Origin of the sequence: Fulvivirga sp. M361 (assembly GCF_007097395.1) — a bacterium.
Classification (GTDB): Bacteria; Bacteroidota; Bacteroidia; order Cytophagales; family Cyclobacteriaceae; genus Fulvivirga.
In genome coordinates this window covers 259,547-275,916 of record NZ_VKDC01000005.1, presented here as the reverse complement: position 1 = coordinate 275,916, position 16,370 = coordinate 259,547, and the positions used below count along the sequence as shown (strand labels likewise).

Sequence of the window (16,370 nt, the reverse complement as noted above, 5' to 3'; positions counted from 1 at the left end):
TTATACTAAAATTAATGATACGCATAGTGATATTAAACGACCTAAATCAGCTTCCGATCATGACAAGGATCATCTATTAGCTTTTGGAATGGTAGTTAAACAATGTTCTGGTGAGCAAGGTGATAAAATGGATTCCTCTTGTAATGTGGCAAAGTCACCGTTTTCCGGTTGTATTGCCGGTAAAGGATCGGTTTTTCTAATCAAGTCAGAGGCTTACATTCGTTCCGCGGACGCTCTTATGAATGCATTGAAATCTATTATGCTGTCTGACTACAACTGGCCGCACATCAACCTGGAAAGAATGTCATTCATGAGAAAGCAAAAACAGTCCATAACTAAACGAATTGTTCGAGTGAAGCTGAATGCTCTTTTGTTCCCGGTTGACACCACTCATTTTTATGCTTCCGGCAACACGTGTAATACTGGTTGATTTAACGAGCGGACTTTCAATATCCAACTTAAAATCCACGCCTTCGGTTTGCTCTTTATACACTAGCAGGAGTACAGGACGGTTTGATTGGAAACCTACAAAACCTGTTATTGAAAAACCAGACGGCTCTGTACCCGTAGGAACCACCACACATTGATGGAACAGGTCTTTCACGCTCTTGTAAGCTGTTAACTGGGATTTGAGTTTGTCTGTATTTGTTTCTGACAAACCACTCAGTTCCATCCAGGCCAGTGGCTGTGCGCAGAGGGTAACGGCACTTGTGTAGATGAGGGGCATCCGCTGTGGCACCAGTACGTCATCTTGAGCGTACTTTTTTGCATTGCGGGCATTATTCAGAAATTCAATTTGTAAACGTTCTGCAGGAACGTAAGCTGAGAGTTTCCAAAGGTTTCGCAAGGTGCGGTGTGGGTAATAGTTACCCCAATCAGTGTACCTGTTTTCCAGGAATATATTGCCAAATTCATTGAAATAATGGTACCCGACCCTGCGCCCTGCAGTCACATCCATATTAAAGGTGACCTTGCCTTCCGTAGCTTGCATTACTTTGGTAAATAACTTTCGTAAGTTGATCTCAGACTGCTTGTCAGCCAGATCCATACCATCTATTTTAAATACCCGAATACCATAACGCCGATAGTAATCAAGAAGGATGTCGGCATCTCGCTCCCAAAGCTCATAACTGTTGGCTTTACTGGGATTAAACCACAGTCCGATGCTTATTTCTTTTTTTCGTGCTGTGTCTATGATCTTTTTAAAGCCGTTTGGAAAACGTCCGGTATGAGGTTGCCAGTCTTCAGTACTCCAGTCATCCCATTTTTTGCCGGCTTTCGACGCGGAGTTCCGGGATAATCCTTGCTGCCATCCGTCATCAAGTTGTAAGTGGGTTATACCCAGTTTTGCTGCCTGTGTTATTTCATCCAAAATGAACGACTCATTCATACGACTATCTTTACTACGATCTCCCCATGTATTGGCCAGGATCATACCATCCCGTTCCGGAATGTATCTCCTTAGCTGCTTTTGGTAGGTGAGGAGTGCCCGGTGCATCGATGACTTACCAGTACCGGCCAGTCCCAGGGCATAGCCATATCCCCGGACCCATTCATCAGACAGGTCTTTAGGTGAAATGCCTATACCGTGTATTGAAATGCCCTTTTTATCTACCTGGAAATCGTACCCATTGTAGTATTGCTGACTGTGGTCTATGGGTGATTCTTTAATAATGAAAAAACCGATGGATTGCTGCGGGTGAGAGGCGATCAGTACATTTCCCCTGAGTTGCTCCTTTCGATAGGGCAGAAGGATGGACTCGGACACCAGGTTGTCATGATGGTCAGTAGCCTCTTTAAAAGCAGCTACCTTAACTTTCCAGTGGTTTTGAGCCAAAGGAATAAAACCAATGCGCTCGGGGCCCCGCTCACCCTCCACATCTTTACGTTCGATCATATTTAATCGATTTGTTTGAACCGAAGTCCACTGGTTAGCTGCAGCCGAACCTTTAAGGAAGTATGTATGAGAGATAGCCGGCGCCTCCGGGTAGAGTTTTATGAGATGTTTTACTTGAAGTTCTCCAAGGTTAAAATAGATGGTAATCGCCTTGTGAACATGTTCGCCGGGAAATGTTTGTTGATCATTAATAGTGAGTTCTGTATGGGTAATACGTTGATTTTCACCCGGTAATACCAACCCTCCTATATCTTGCGGAGGAAATATCAATGTTTTGCCAGAAGTTTTATCCTCTGCCTCTACAGGTACAATATTCCCCTGGTTCCAATAATAGGTAAAAGCGACATGCCTGTTGGCGATATAAAGTGTATCATTTTTTAAATAGGCATTTACCTCTTTTGACAATGTATCCTGGCAGAATAGAGCTGACAATGGTGACAATGATAAAAACAGAGATGTGCTAATGATCTTAAACATATGCGGATTTCTTATACTCATTTCAGGTATTGCTTATAATGTGAAGTATCCTATTTATGACGTAATAAGGGCGTCACACCCTATTTTAGATCTGGCATACTTACTTAGTGAAATCATTGGCAATACATATTATCACTTGCTTGAATGAGTTTGATTAAACAAAAGCGCTTTTAACTCCTGAAAATTGCCTATGACATGGTCACATCCATGTTGCATAAGTTCACCGGCCTGAAATGACGTAGTAATGCCAATCACTCTTATGTCTGCACGTTTAGCTGCCTGAATACCGCTGATTGTATCTTCGATCACCACGCATTCATCGGCTTTAAGTCCGGATTTTTTCATGCTGAGCAAGAATATCTCAGGATTGGGCTTGCCCTGTGATACTTCATGTCCTCCGGTGATGGAGTCGAAGAACTCTCTGATGTTCAAATGGTCTAAAACAAAATCAATATTGGGTATATCACCCATGGTCCCTAGTAGTGCTTTGACCTTTTTTTCCTGCAGTGTCAATAGAAGGTCGGATAAACCCTCTATCTCTTTTACGTCTTTGTAACGTTGTCTGTATATCGCTTCTTTTTCCTGACCTAGTTCGCTGATCTTTTGTGAGTCGGTTATACCAGGGAAAAACCTCTTTATGATTTCATATAAGCTGCCATGGTTTTGTTTATCAAACTGTTCCGGGCTTAATTCGATGTGGTGTTTTTTAAGGAAAAACAGCCATGCTTCCCGGTGATGATGCATATTGTCCAGCAATGTGCCGTCCATATCGAAAATAATACCTTTTATGTTGTTCATATCGTTTGTTTTAGTCTGATTGGATTATGTGTTATCCGGGTGGATTGCACTAATTTCTTTTCGTTAAGATTATATGAGAGCCTATTGATTTGTGTGTCGGTTATCAGTGGGAGTTATCCATAAATAATAGCATTAGGCTTTTGTTGCCAGATACTTGTTCAGATCACTGATTTCTTGGATGATGACTGTTGGCTCAATACCCCATGGATCAAAAACAGTATCTGATGAACGTTGTACCCAGGCCGTGTTCATTCCATAGGAAGCAGCGCCTATTACATCAAAGGGATTGCTGGAGATTAGCCACGAGCCGGACTTCGACGAGTTCGTTTTTTTGTTGAAATGCTCATACACTGAAGGGTTGGGTTTAAACGTCCTGATATTCTCGGCACTTACAAGCCCATCAAAGTAATCTATGACTTTCGCATTGGTCAGGAGCTTTGAAACTGCCTTGGCCTCACCATTTGAAAAAGCATATAATGAATGTCCGGATGCATTTAATGTTTTTAACCCGGTAACAACATCAGGAAAAACAGGTAAAACCATGTATTCTTCCAACAGGGCAACTTTTTGGGCTGAAGTGAAATTAACTTTATACATTTCGCAGCAGAACTGCAGTGCTTCTTTTGTGCATAGTGAAAAGCCTTCATATTTATTCATTAACCCCCTTCTGAAGGAATATTCTAACTGTTTATTTCGCCATGTGTCAGTAAAGGATTTTGCCTTTTCTCCAATTAGTTTTTCCAGGGTACTAAAGATCCCGTGTGTATTGATCAATGTTCCGTAGACATCAAATGCCAAAGTGTATGTCATGTCATTATATTACTAATAGTAACAACCAAATAATCCCATAAAAGGTGCTGGGTTTTATTAATGTTTTTAATTCAAAAATGATCCTGTATCAGACCTTTTGACAGACAAAGTGATCGCATTGGTTTCTTTCGAATTTAAAATGTTGATACTTAATGATAGTGACAGACACTGTGCAATAACCGGATTGAATTTTTTCGGTTGTTATGAGGTAATGGGGTGGTAAAATGAACTTTTGATAACATAGGAATATGGGTCAATAGATCTGACAGGTCAGGTGGATGATACAAAAGCCTTTTTTACCCTGACTTTTAAATTACCCTTTAAAGGAAAAAAGAAGAAAACGGATGAGCCCACGTATCATGAAAACGGGATCATGAAATTGAACCGAAGCTTGTTTGGGGTTCCTAATGATGATTTTGACACGGGTTTCATTGATCTTTTTGATCAGAGCCGGGTGCTGAGTTTTGAAATGATTCAACCATAAAATTAATGCTTGAATTTGATCATGGAGAACAAGGGAAAAGTAAGCACTTTTAAAATTTGAACTTGACCATTGAGTATTAAAAGAGCATCATCATTCGAATAGTACGAATATACCTTTTGCTAAAAAGATGTAGACACTTAAGAGTATAACTACAACAAGCACTGCAATTATAAATACATTGATTTTTAATGCATCATATTGATAAACAGATATATATAGGTAAAACAGCTTACATAGAAATACAGAGTTTTACGAATAGTAAGCGGTAGACTTCCTTCCTAACTTGCACCTTGTAAATTATAGTGTGCGTGAAGACCTGAGTGAGCGACAATGATCGTGGAAGAAAGTTGAATTCCAAAAGAGTATTTGTCCTTATCAATCTTTACTCTCAGATGCATAGAAGTTATGTCATTGATAGTCAATGGTCTAATAATCTATATTAATACCTCACACGAATAATCTTCAATGTCCCCCTTGTATTTTATGTCTATGGCAGCAGAAAAATAATAGTATGGATTCTAAAGAAATAAAGCCTCTCAAAAAAAAGAAGTGGGTTGACCTGAGCCGTATCACAGATAAAATGGTGCTGATTGTAACCGTTTTTCTACTTGTATTGGGCATACTCGCAGTAACGCTTGTCACGCAAAATCAAAGTACCCGGAGGGTACTGAAAGACATCCGGGAACTACGTATACCTGTTCCTATTACTACGGCAGATATCATCAGCGGTGCTAACCGGGTGTCTGCTTCTCAACGGGCCTACCTGATGACAAGCCAAGAAAAGTATAAACAGGAGCGACAGGAAGTATGGGACCGTCAAATAAAACCAGCGGCAGAGCAACTGGCTAAACTGAGAGAGCGGATGCGGGTAGCGGAGCATCGCCAGGCCGTTGATAAGGCATTGGAAAAGTTGGCCCTCTATGCAGAAGTCCAGGAAAATATTGACGCATTTTTTGAGAAGGAACTTAAAAATTTTTCCAATGAGCTGACTAACACAGATAGTGCGAGCATAGCAATGTATATAGCCAACGCTCAGGCAATTGATAAGTTAAGTATGGAACTGAATCGTATGGTGGCAGGTGATGCCTCTACCTTACGAAAGGAACTGCGCAATGAGCTCATGCCTTTGAACAATGCACAAGAGGAGTTTCTGATCGAAGATAGTGCGAATGTAGAAGACAATATAGTGTCTTCTAATGTCACATTGATCGTGGTTTCTGTCATAGGTGCAATAGTAGTGATTTTTTTGGCCTTTATTTTACTGAAGAGCTTGAGAAGGTCCATACAAAAACCCACAATGCTATTAGGTACTATGGCTAAGGGTGAGCTGCCTGAAAATGGAAATTCTTCGAACGATGAATTAGATGAGATCATCCAGGCAGCCGACAGGCTAAGTGAAAATATGAAAAAGGCCAGCCGGTTTGCCTTGAAAATTGGCGATGGAAAATTTGAGCATGACTTTGAGCCCGCCAGTGAAAAAGACTTGCTTGGAAATTCGCTGATACAAATGCGTGACCGTTTGCAAGCGGTGGCGGAAGAAGACCGTAAGTCCAATTGGGTCAATACCGGGATGGCTAAACTGGGTAATATTTTAAGAAAGGACTATGAAGATGAAAGCCAGTTTTACAATGATATTGTCTCTTTTGTCATAAAATATCTTGATGCTAATCAAGGAGCCATGTTTTTGGTAAATGAAGATGAAAAAGATAAAACTCTTGATTTGGCAGCTTGCTATGCGTATGGTCGCAGGAAATATATTAAAAAGCAATTTGCGCCTGGCGATGGACAGGTAGGGCAGGTATATTTAGAAGGTAAGTTTATATTACTCAAGGAAATCCCGGCTGGTCATTTAAAGATTACTTCCGGATTAGGAGAGGCTGATCCGAATTGTATAATGGTTTGCCCACTTATGGCTAATGATGAATCTTACGGGGTATTGGAAATCGCCACTTTTAAGGATTTAGAAGATTATCAAGTAGCTTTTGTTGAAAGACTTTGTGAGCAGATAGCCGGTGCTTTGTCAAAACTTAGGATTACCGCCCATACACAAAGACTTTTGCATGAGTCTCAACAGCAGGCAGAAGAACTAAAGACTCAGGAAGAAGAGATGCGTCAGAATATGGAAGAACTGACCGCTACGCAGGAGGAAATGACTCGAAAAGACACTGAAATGAGCGGCCAACTGAGTGCTTTAAATCATACTATGGCCACCATTGAATTTACCATGGATGGTATCGTTAGTGCTGCCAATGAGACTTTTTTAAAGATTATGGGGTATGCCGGTGACGAAGTGCAGGGCAAGCATCATCGAATGTTTGTTGATCCCGAACAAGCCCAGAGTAATACCTATAAAAATCTGTGGCAAGGCCTTAACCAGGGTATAGCGCATAGTGGTGAATTTCAAAGGATTGGAAAGGCAGGGAAAAACGTTTGGTTCAATGCCACTTATACACCCATTCTCAACAAGGAAGGAGTTCCTTATAAGGTAATCAAGTTTGCTCAGGATATCACAGAGCAGAAAGTAGTATCTATGGATTTTGAAGGTCAAATGACTGCCATTAACAACACCATGGCCGCCGTTGAGTTTGACCTGGACGGGATTGTATTAAGTGCTAATAAAAAATTCCTGGATGCTATGGGATACTCATTACAAGAAGTTAAGGGAAAACACCACAGTATATTTGCCGATGATAAGTACATCAAGAGTGAAGAGTATATTAAATTTTGGCGAGACCTGGCCAATGGCATAGCACAAACGGGTGAGTTCAACAGGGTGGGTAAAAACAATAAAGATGTATGGCTCAGTGCTAGCTACACTCCCGTTCTCAATGAAGAGGGGAAACCCTATAAAATAGTGAAATTTGCCCGGGACATTACCGAACAGAAATTGAAGACCAATGACTTTGAAGGGCAGCTGACTGCCATCCGCAGGTCTAATGCCGTCATTGAGTTTGATGTCCATGGCAAAATACTGGATGCCAATAGAATTTTTGTTGAAGCAATGGGATACCAGGAGAAAAGCCAGCTCATCGGAAAGCATCATAGTATCTTTGTCGCTAAGGCAGACCAGCAATCTGAAGAGTATAAAAAATTCTGGGATCAGCTAGCCAATGGCGAATACTTCACCGGTGAGTTTAAGCGTAAAAAGTTTGATGGCTCTGATGTGTGGATTCGTGGCAGCTACAATCCTATATTCGATACAAAAGGCAGGCCGTACAAGGCCGTGAAGTTTGCACAGATTATTGACAATAAAAACGCCTGACCACTTTGGAACTCACATGCTTATTATTAAAAATTCAGAAATGAAATATGTCGCTATTAGTTTAATATTGGCGAGCTTGATCACCAATATGGCATGGTCGCAAAAACAAAATGCTGTTCAGCAGAATGGTTGGTTCATGTACTTTGGTAACCATATCCTCAGCGAGAAATGGGGGCTGCATACCGAATATCAATGGAGAAGGTCGGAGGTCATAAAAGAGTCGCAACAATCTCTTATAAGGTTAGGTATTGATTATAAGCTATCGGAACGAAATACCCTTACAGCCGGGTATGGCTATATTGTTTCATATCCCTATGGTGAGCAGCCCATTGTAAAGAACCTGAATGAACACCGGATATGGCAGACACTCACCTTGAACCATACCAGTGGAAGGTTTTATTTAAACCATCGATACCGATTGGAGCAGCGTTTCATTGAAAGTGCTACATCAGATGAAAGGGTGTATAAAAACAGGATCCGGTATCGCTTCATGGCTACACTGCCTCTGGCCAAAAAGACGCTTGAACCTAATACCTTTTTTATAAGTATGTATGAAGAAGTATTCATTGGATTTGGTAAGAATATAGCGTCTAATGTGATGGAACAGAACAGGCTTTACGCTGCACTTGGCTACAAGTTCACGGGTAAAATGAATATCCAGACAGGCTATCTGAATCAATTGATCATTAAAGGTGATGGAGTCAGGCAGGAAATCAATCATACACTGCAGTTAGCACTATTTTATAACCTGGATTTTAGGCCTGACGAACAATGACAACACTGATGGGTAATGTACGGGATTTATACCTGAACCACTTTTATTATGTTCATTAAAGAAATACCCTATCAATTGACCTGGGAAGTAAGACACAAAGTGATGTGGCCTAATGAGCCATTCGACTATGTGAAATTGAAAGAAGATGAGTTTGGAAGGCATTTAGGACTTTTTGTTGCAGATGAACTTACTTCCATAATATCCCTATTCGTAGAAGATGAAAATGTACAATTCAGAAAATTTGCAACACTATCTTCTGAACAGGGAAAGGGCTATGGAACAATTTTGTTGAAGCATGTGCTGTCGGAATTGATCGGTACAGCTGTCAAACGAGTTTGGTGTAACGCCAGGACGGATAAAATACTATTTTATGAAAGGTTCGGAATGACCAAAACCAATATAAAATTCATCAGAGGAGGTATGGACTATGTGGTGATGGAAAAGCTGGTCTGAAGCCTGATAAATAGGATTCACCAGAGCTTTGAAATTTACCCATAAGAACTCACCACCAGGCATGAAAATGATGTACAGGTCCGCTTCCTTTACCGATTTGATATGCGCTGCCTGCTTCGATGGCTTTTTCTATAAAATCAAGGCCGTTCGTTACTGCCTCCAGGAGGGGGGTGCCTTTTGCATAATACGTTGTTATGGCGGACGAAAGGGAGCATCCTGTTCCATGCGTGTTTTTCGTGTTGATCCGTTTTCTCCGGAAGGAGCAAGTCATATCCTGTTTGATATCGTAAAATACGTCGACCAGGTTAGAACCGGGTAAATGCCCCCCTTTTAACAGGACTGAAGTTCTTGATATACGACCTAGTTCCGAGGCCATTGATGTTATTTCACCGGGGTGTATCGTTTTATCCAATAGTACCTCTGCTTCCGGTAGATTGGGTGTGATCAGATCAGCTTTGGGGATCAGGTGTTCTCTAAGCGCTTGAATAGCTTCCTGTTTTAAAAGCCTGTCTCCTGAAGTAGCTACCATTACGGGATCCAGGACAAGTTTTACCGGTCCTGATTGCTCTATCATTTCAGCGACAGCCATAATGATTTCCGGTGAGTGTAACATCCCGATTTTTATGGCGTCTACACCAATGTCATTCATTACAGATTCGATCTGACTTTTAACAATGGAAACAGGTAATGCCTGGATCGCTTGTACTCCAATGGTATTTTGAGCGGTAATAGCCGTGATGGCCGTCATACCATAGCCTCCGCAAGCTGAGATCGTTTTTAGGTCAGCCTGAATGCCTGCACCCCCGCCGGAATCGCTTCCGGCTATAGTCAGAATCCTTTTATGTGTTTTCATATACTAAAAAACTAATTTATTGTCGTTCACAGAATGTCAGGTGCTTGAAGTCAATGTATTCTAAAACGATTTCAGATACACTCTTTTTCAATAGCTTCTTTCATGCATCTTGCGGCTTCTTTTACATCAGTTGCCTGCATCAGGTAACTTACTACCGCTATTCCATCAGCGCCGGCACGGACAACTTCAGCGGCATTTTGAAGGTGGATGCCCCCGATCCCCATGGCATGGTGGTGGCTTAGTTCCGTAATTTCTCGTACGCCTTCAAGATGCAGAGGGGTAGCAATATCTTTTTTAGTGCCTGTTTGAAAGACGGGAGATAGACCGACATAATCGACAGGAAGTGAATTTGCTTCAATGGCATGTGCTTTGCTTTCTACTGAAATTCCGATGATCTTATCTTTTCCAAGCAGCTTTCTTGCCTCGTTTACCGGCATATCAGATTGCCCCAGATGTACCCCTTCCGCATCTACAGTCAGAGCTACTTCCACATCATCATTTATGATCAAAGGAACACTACTGGTGTACAGTACCTTTTTTAACAACAGCCCTTTCCTGATCTTTGACTTTGTATCAGCTGTTTTCTCCCTTAGCTGTACCATAGTTACCCCTCCGGCTACTGCCGATGAAACGATATGTGCCAGGTGGTCTTCATCTTTATACATTGTTTCATCCGTTACCAGGCAGAGACGAATATCGTCTTTTGAGATTTTCAACGTCTGATCAGTGGTTGATTTTGAGTTTGACCGTATCCAGGAATTCTTCTTTGGTGATATTATGCAGTTTATCCAGTAAATGAAGCTGAAGGGTTCCCGGGCCTTTTGCACTAACGGCCGCTAATTGCCCTGCTACTCCCATCAAGGCCATTGCAGCTGTCGTGGCTTCAAAATAATCGCTATGAACAGCTGTAAAAGCTCCGATAATAGCTGTGCTTGTACATCCCATGCCGGTCACTTTGGCCATTAGTTCATGTCCATTGTGTACCTCGGCTATACGACCTTTGTCTACTATATAATCCACTGCTCCACTTATGCATATTACGCTGTCAAGATTTTGGTTCAATAAGCCGGCGGTTTCCAGGGCAGTATCAGAAGGATCGCTGCTATCTACCCCTCTGGTCTTTTTCGAATGATCATAAACTGCTATGATCTCTGAACTGTTTCCCCTGAGTACGGTAGGATGGGAGGTCTGGATCAGCTCATTGATGACCTGGTTACGGAAAGAGGTTGCACCTGCTCCTACCGGGTCAAGTACAATGGGTTTTTCAAGTTGGTCTGCTTTTTTCATCGCCTTTTTCATTGAGGCTACCCATTTTGTGTCCAGCGTACCAACGTTCACCACCAGGGCGCCCGCTATCGTAGCCATGTCTTCTACTTCTTCTAATGCATGTGCCATTACAGGCGAAGCACCTAACGCCAGAAGGGCATTGGCCGTATTGTTCATTACCACATAATTGGTGATGTTATGTACCAATGGGTTACCTGATCGTACCTTTTCGATCAGGTGGTATACGCTTTCTTTCGTTATGTTCATGGTGATTTACTGATCGATGTAGACTTCGCCTCCTTTTGTTAAAAACTCTTTGGACTTCTCTTTCATACCTTCATCTAATGCCTCATTGACTGACAGGTCATTTTGGGCTGCATATTCTCTTACATCTTGTGTAATCTTCATAGAACAGAAGTTAGGGCCGCACATAGAACAAAAATGAGCCACTTTAGCACCCTCAGCGGGCAGTGTTTCATCGTGAAACTCTTTGGCCGTTTCCGGGTCTAGGGATAAGTTGAACTGGTCTTCCCACCTGAAGTCGAATCTTGCCTTACTCAGTGCATCATCCCTGTGTTGTGCGCCAGGATGTCCTTTGGCCAGATCTGCCGCGTGAGCAGCTATTTTGTAAGTAATTACTCCGTCTTTGACGTCTTTTTTATTGGGTAAGCCCAGGTGTTCCTTAGGGGTAACATAGCAAAGCATTGCAGTGCCGTACCATCCGATCATAGCTGCTCCGATACCCGAAGTGATGTGATCATAACCGGGGGCTATGTCGGTAGTCAGCGGGCCTAATGTATAAAAAGGGGCTTCGCCACATTCTTCAAGCTGCTTATCCATGTTTTCTTTTATCATGTGCATTGGAATATGACCAGGCCCTTCAATGATGGTCTGACAATCGTGTTTCCAGGCAATTTTTGTAAGCTCACCCAGCGTTTCCAATTCTGCAAACTGTGCCGCGTCGTTGGCATCGGCTAATGAACCAGGCCGCAGACCATCACCAAGTGAGAAGGAAACATCATAGGCTTTCATGATCTCACATATCTCTTCGAAATGCGTGTACAGAAAACTTTCCTTATGATGTGCCAGGCACCATTTGGCCATAATAGAACCTCCTCGAGAAACAATGCCCGTCAGCCTTTTAGCTGTTAGAGGAACATATTTGAGCCGGATACCGGCATGAATCGTAAAATAGTCCACGCCTTGTTCAGCCTGTTCAATCAACGTATCCCTGAATATCTCCCAATTCAGCTCTTCTGCTTTGCCATTTACCTTTTCAAGCGCCTGGTAAATGGGGACAGTCCCAATGGGTACCGGTGAATTTCTGAGTATCCACTCCCGCGTTTCGTGTATGTTTTTGCCTGTAGAAAGGTCCATGATGGTATCTGCCCCCCAGCGACAAGCCCATACGGCCTTTTCAACTTCTTCCTCTATACTGGAGGTGACCGCTGAATTGCCAATGTTGGCGTTGATCTTCACCAGGAAATTCCGGCCAATGATCATAGGCTCCGTTTCCGGGTGATTAATGTTATTAGGAATAACAGCCCGCCCTTTGGCCACTTCATCACGTACAAATTCAGGGGTGATCATACCCTTGGGCGTATTGGCGCCGAAGCTATGCCCTTTATGTTGTTGCGTTATTTGCTGAATGGTATCCATACGTTGATTTTCCCGGATAGCAATGTATTCCATTTCAGGAGTGATCACTCCTTTTTTGGCATAATGCATCTGGGTTACGTTCATTCCTGATTTAGCCCTTCTTGGCTTTTCAATATGCTGGAACCGCAAAGCATCCAAGGCTTTATTATCCAGTTGTTGGATAGCATACTGCGAATTGAACCGGTCAAGTACCTCAGTGTCCTCTCTTTTCTCGATCCATGTGGTTCGTAGTTTTTCTATCCCTTTTTTTACATCTATGTTGATATTGGGATCCGTATAAGGGCCACTGGTATCATAAACTGTGACAGGTGGGTTCTTTTCTGACGGAGCGGACGGATTGAATTTTAATTTGGTATCGTGCAGGGTGATTTCCCTCATCGCCACTTTTATGTCATGGAGCTTTCCGGGGACATATATTTTTTTAGAACTTGGGAATGGTGCGGTTGATATACTTTTACCGTTTTGTGTAGTAGTGTCCATAATAAAATGTTTTTAACTCAATACGATTGAGGTACTAACACCCGGACGCTACATAATAGATTTACTTACAACTAAAATGGCTGTTCATAGCAAACAGCATATCTATCAATCCCTTCGCTACCATTATGTAGATCAGGTTCAATGGGTATGATCTCAGCCGGATGTTGGCACCCCTCTTTGTGAAATTAGGCAAAATGTGTTTCGAAAAAAACTATTATCACATCATCTTCACTCTTCTTTATTCAATTTGGACAATGCGGTATGGTTTTCTACCCAAATACCCGATCAAAATCTCACCATAACGGCTTTACTATGATTTTACAACTGCTTTGTATGAACTAATAAATATAAACTTCCCATCTGTTCCCGTAGTCTTTCAAAGTTGCTGTGAAGCCACTATATTTAGCTGTACGTTCAGCAAAAAAGGATATGAAACTCAAACTGTTAATGGTTCTTTTAGGCGTTAGCGCCATAAGTTATGCCCAACATGATAATAGGATTTCCACCATGGATTTTATTGAAGTCCTTGGTGGTAACAAAGAAGAGGCCATTTTCTACTATCAGAATAACTGGAAAGTCTTAAGGGAGATGGCTCTGAAAAAGGATTACATAGCTTCCTTCCAGTTTTTGGAAACACCTTCTGATAAAGAAGCCCCTTTTCAATTTATTCTTATTACTACTTACCCGGACCGGGAACAATATGATCTGAGGGAAGATCATTTTACTGAACTTATAAAAGAAAAGGGTGGCCTGGAATTGATGAATGATAAAAAACCTGGCGAATTCAGAAAGACACTGTTTAATAAAGAAGGGGTAAGGCATTTTCATTGAATGAAGTACTTTAAGATAAGTGTCATTAAAACGGGACAGTAATTAATAATAGTGATCATCAATAATAACTACGGGTGTTCTGAAACAACCTGATCACCTCAAGTAACAAAAGAAGCTGAACTCAGGCTCAGCTTCTTTATTGTTCTTATATACCAAAGCAATGGTCCGATGAAACCTTTTATAATTGATAGATCAAAGTAACATGGTATCCGGCTCCTGCTTTATAGGGTATCGTGTTAATTTGTTTTCTGGTAGTTTCAGGGATATAAATATCTTCTGCCAAGATGTTAGTACCGTATAGCTGCAATTTCAAATCAGGCATTGTTTCACTCTTAAATAGCTTTGGAAAATCAAGATTTACGTTGAATGAAACTAAATTGTATCCATCGGCTTCAGTATTTACAGTACTAACGCCCGGATTCACTAGTGAAACTTTTCCAAAATCATCTACATAGTTGTAGTTAACACCCACCTGCAGTCCATTAGTGATAGGGTAGGAAATACCAGTTTTAATCGTGTAGTCAGGCGCAAACGTTACACCTTCCTGACCTGTCATGCCGTCTTCATTGTGCATGTAATTAAATGCTGCCAGCACAAGCAAGCCTGAATTGGCGGCAAACCTCGATTCAAATTCGAATCCATTGATGTTTCTTTCAGATTGGTTAATAAAAGTTTGAAAACTTTGTCCTGCTACCGGTACGCGGTCTATCAGGTCCTTTTGTCTGTTCGCGTAGTAGGAAGCGCTGGCCTGGAAATTGTTGGTTTTGTAAAATACTTGAAGATCAAGGCTTGAGACCTTTTCAGGCTCTAAGTCAGGGTTACCCTGGAGAATTGGAACGTCCACGAAAAGCTCAGTAATGTACCCGCTCCTGAACGCCTGGCCCCAAAGTGCTTTAACGCCTAATTTCTCAGTGACGTTCAAAATACCTCCGATCCGGGGAACAAAATCGATATCCGTGTTTTCAGGTTTGTTTAATTGGCCGCCCAGTATCAATTTAAACTTATCATGTAACCTGGCGTCAGCCTGAAAGTACGAGTTCCACCAAAAGACGGAGTAGCTGTCACCTTGATCTCCTGTAATACTGTATCCGGTTCCGCCCAACAATACATTAATACGGTTGTTCATGAAAGACCTTCTGGAAGACACCTCAAACAGGTAATCGTTTGTGGTACTTTCTGATAATGGAATATTATCCGGGTCACTACCAGGGAAGTCATTAACGGTATCCCAGTTGAATCCATTATGGGTGATGTTAGCATTAATATTCCAATTTTCGGAAAAGTTGTATTCGTATCCCAGGTCTAACATTCTGGAGTCCAGACGGGAAGAATGCTGTGGGAACTTAGGGAACGGCCCTAAGACATCTGCATCTGTGAAAGACAGAAAAGATTTGAGTGAAAGTCCTTTATAATCAAAATTGGCTGTAAGTCCCACATTCTTTTCTCCGGCCTGGGTAACGTTGGATGAACCTAACTCGTCGGTCATCGTTGCTTCCCACCCGTCAGTTTCCAGATAGTTGAGCGCTACAGTGGCTCCAAGGTCTCCAAAAGATTTACCCGCGATGACAGAACCTTTTTTTGTATTGAAGGATCCACCACCAACTCGTGCTTCCAGGGTAGAATCTGTTGCTTTCTTAGAAATAATATTGACGACTCCTGCAAACGCGTTTGACCCGTAAAGTGCCGATCCTGGTCCTTTAATGATCTCTATTCTCTGGATATTTGCAACAGGGTAAGAAGTATATATACCGTGATTAATACCCCCGACCCTTGTCATTCTTATAGGCCTTCCATCGATTAGGATTAAAACATGACTATCGTTATGATTTGGTAAATCACCCCGGATACTCAGCATATTGTTGGGAAAAAAATAAGAACTCATCGGAATAAGTCCGGGAACACGTTCAAAAAGCTCAATTAAATTATTGGCACCAAATTGCTCAATCTCTTTTGAGGTAATTACCGTCATTACTCCAGGTGCGTCAAATATGTTTTCTGCATTTTTGGATGCTGTGGTCACCTCGATATTCATAAGCTCCTCTAAACTCAGACTTAATAAGTCTGTGTCCTGAGCATACGCTAATTGCTTATAAAAAATCAAAACTACTATCGAAAAAAACTTTAAAAAATTACCTCTCATCACATATCTCGTTTGGTCAAAGTCCAAAATTAGATTGAGTATTCAACTATTTCCATCCTTATAACTACCTAATTTTCAGTAGGTAGTATGACTTATGTCACGTGAGATAAATTATTTTGAGGTATTCAAAACAAGTCATACGTAGCTTCAAAAGGTGATACCTGATAAAGATTAGCCCTTGTAAA

The 16,370-nt window shown here is 41.6% G+C and carries 13 protein-coding genes and 1 riboswitch; of the genes, 5 read left to right on the top strand and 8 right to left on the bottom strand.

From position 1 onward, the window contains the following. Positions 1-304 precede the first annotated feature (304 nt). The 3 genes from FNH22_RS06380 to FNH22_RS06370 all read right to left on the bottom strand — a co-directional run bounded on the left by FNH22_RS06380 (position 305) and on the right by FNH22_RS06370 (position 3,982). Positions 305-2,395 (bottom strand): alpha-galactosidase, encoded by a 2,091-nt coding sequence (locus FNH22_RS06380; protein ID WP_143397506.1) that lies wholly within the window; start codon positions 2,393-2,395, stop codon positions 305-307. Between the two features lie 111 nt (positions 2,396-2,506). After that, the gene (locus FNH22_RS06375) at positions 2,507-3,172 is read right to left on the bottom strand and encodes an HAD family phosphatase (protein WP_143397505.1); all 666 of its coding nucleotides are present in this window, start codon (positions 3,170-3,172) and stop codon (positions 2,507-2,509) included. A gap of 132 nt (positions 3,173-3,304) precedes the next feature. Continuing rightward, the gene (locus tag FNH22_RS06370) at positions 3,305-3,982 is read right to left on the bottom strand and encodes a haloacid dehalogenase type II (RefSeq protein ID WP_143397504.1); all 678 of its coding nucleotides are present in this window, start codon (positions 3,980-3,982) and stop codon (positions 3,305-3,307) included. A 274-nt stretch (positions 3,983-4,256) separates the two neighbouring features. Between FNH22_RS06370 and FNH22_RS06365 the strand changes: the two genes are divergently transcribed. The 4 genes from FNH22_RS06365 (at position 4,257) to FNH22_RS06350 (ending at position 8,956) form a co-directional block, all read left to right on the top strand. Then, positions 4,257-4,466 carry a hypothetical protein gene (locus FNH22_RS06365; RefSeq protein WP_143397503.1) on the top strand — a complete coding sequence of 70 codons (210 nt, stop codon included), beginning with the start codon at positions 4,257-4,259 and terminating at the stop codon, positions 4,464-4,466. A gap of 511 nt (positions 4,467-4,977) precedes the next feature. Continuing rightward, on the top strand, positions 4,978-7,728 hold the full coding sequence (locus tag FNH22_RS06360; RefSeq protein WP_143397502.1) for a PAS domain S-box protein: 2,751 nt from the start codon (positions 4,978-4,980) through the stop codon (positions 7,726-7,728). A gap of 40 nt (positions 7,729-7,768) precedes the next feature. After that, a complete protein-coding gene (locus tag FNH22_RS06355) occupies positions 7,769-8,503 on the top strand; it encodes a DUF2490 domain-containing protein (protein WP_185154100.1) in 735 nt (244 codons plus the stop codon). 48 nt (positions 8,504-8,551) lie between these two features. After that, the gene (locus tag FNH22_RS06350) at positions 8,552-8,956 is read left to right on the top strand and encodes a GNAT family N-acetyltransferase (RefSeq protein WP_143397500.1); all 405 of its coding nucleotides are present in this window, start codon (positions 8,552-8,554) and stop codon (positions 8,954-8,956) included. 49 nt (positions 8,957-9,005) lie between these two features. Here FNH22_RS06350 and thiD read toward each other — a convergent pair whose 3' ends face one another. From thiD to thiC, 4 genes are all read right to left on the bottom strand, one after another. After that, positions 9,006-9,809, bottom strand: a complete 804-nt coding sequence (gene thiD / locus FNH22_RS06345; RefSeq protein ID WP_143397499.1) for a bifunctional hydroxymethylpyrimidine kinase/phosphomethylpyrimidine kinase — start codon at positions 9,807-9,809, stop codon at positions 9,006-9,008. 71 nt (positions 9,810-9,880) lie between these two features. Continuing rightward, positions 9,881-10,525: a thiamine phosphate synthase gene (gene thiE, locus FNH22_RS06340; protein WP_221420226.1), complete on the bottom strand. Its 645-nt coding sequence runs from the start codon at positions 10,523-10,525 to the stop codon at positions 9,881-9,883. A gap of 7 nt (positions 10,526-10,532) precedes the next feature. Further along, positions 10,533-11,342 (bottom strand): hydroxyethylthiazole kinase, encoded by an 810-nt coding sequence (thiM, locus tag FNH22_RS06335; protein ID WP_221420225.1) that lies wholly within the window; start codon positions 11,340-11,342, stop codon positions 10,533-10,535. A gap of 6 nt (positions 11,343-11,348) precedes the next feature. Then, complete coding sequence (gene thiC / locus FNH22_RS06330; protein ID WP_143397497.1) at positions 11,349-13,214, bottom strand: phosphomethylpyrimidine synthase ThiC; 1,866 nt, start codon at positions 13,212-13,214, stop codon at positions 11,349-11,351. 94 nt (positions 13,215-13,308) lie between these two features. After that, positions 13,309-13,399, bottom strand: a riboswitch (TPP riboswitch). A gap of 244 nt (positions 13,400-13,643) precedes the next feature. On the opposite strand from thiC, the gene FNH22_RS06325 reads away from it, so the two are divergent. Continuing rightward, positions 13,644-14,045 carry a hypothetical protein gene (locus FNH22_RS06325; protein ID WP_143397496.1) on the top strand — a complete coding sequence of 134 codons (402 nt, stop codon included), beginning with the start codon at positions 13,644-13,646 and terminating at the stop codon, positions 14,043-14,045. Between the two features lie 178 nt (positions 14,046-14,223). Here FNH22_RS06325 and FNH22_RS06320 read toward each other — a convergent pair whose 3' ends face one another. Continuing rightward, the gene (locus FNH22_RS06320) at positions 14,224-16,185 is read right to left on the bottom strand and encodes a TonB-dependent siderophore receptor (protein ID WP_143397495.1); all 1,962 of its coding nucleotides are present in this window, start codon (positions 16,183-16,185) and stop codon (positions 14,224-14,226) included. Between the last annotated feature and the right edge of the window lie 185 nt (positions 16,186-16,370).

What these genes read in the sequence shown, in the direction of transcription:
- FNH22_RS06380 (WP_143397506.1), bottom strand. Translation starts at nt 2,395, where the DNA reads ATGAGTATAAGAAATCCGCATATGTTTAAGATCATTAGCACATCTCTG.
- FNH22_RS06375 (WP_143397505.1), bottom strand. Translation starts at nt 3,172, where the DNA reads ATGAACAACATAAAAGGTATTATTTTCGATATGGACGGCACATTGCTG.
- FNH22_RS06370 (WP_143397504.1), bottom strand. Translation starts at nt 3,982, where the DNA reads ATGACATACACTTTGGCATTTGATGTCTACGGAACATTGATCAATACA.
- FNH22_RS06360 (WP_143397502.1), top strand. Translation starts at nt 4,978, where the DNA reads ATGGATTCTAAAGAAATAAAGCCTCTCAAAAAAAAGAAGTGGGTTGAC.
- FNH22_RS06355 (WP_185154100.1), top strand. Translation starts at nt 7,769, where the DNA reads ATGAAATATGTCGCTATTAGTTTAATATTGGCGAGCTTGATCACCAAT.
- FNH22_RS06350 (WP_143397500.1), top strand. Translation starts at nt 8,552, where the DNA reads ATGTTCATTAAAGAAATACCCTATCAATTGACCTGGGAAGTAAGACAC.
- thiD (WP_143397499.1), bottom strand. Translation starts at nt 9,809, where the DNA reads ATGAAAACACATAAAAGGATTCTGACTATAGCCGGAAGCGATTCCGGC.
- thiM (WP_221420225.1), bottom strand. Translation starts at nt 11,342, where the DNA reads ATGAACATAACGAAAGAAAGCGTATACCACCTGATCGAAAAGGTACGA.
- thiC (WP_143397497.1), bottom strand. Translation starts at nt 13,214, where the DNA reads ATGGACACTACTACACAAAACGGTAAAAGTATATCAACCGCACCATTC.
- FNH22_RS06325 (WP_143397496.1), top strand. Translation starts at nt 13,644, where the DNA reads ATGAAACTCAAACTGTTAATGGTTCTTTTAGGCGTTAGCGCCATAAGT.
- FNH22_RS06320 (WP_143397495.1), bottom strand. Translation starts at nt 16,185, where the DNA reads ATGAGAGGTAATTTTTTAAAGTTTTTTTCGATAGTAGTTTTGATTTTT.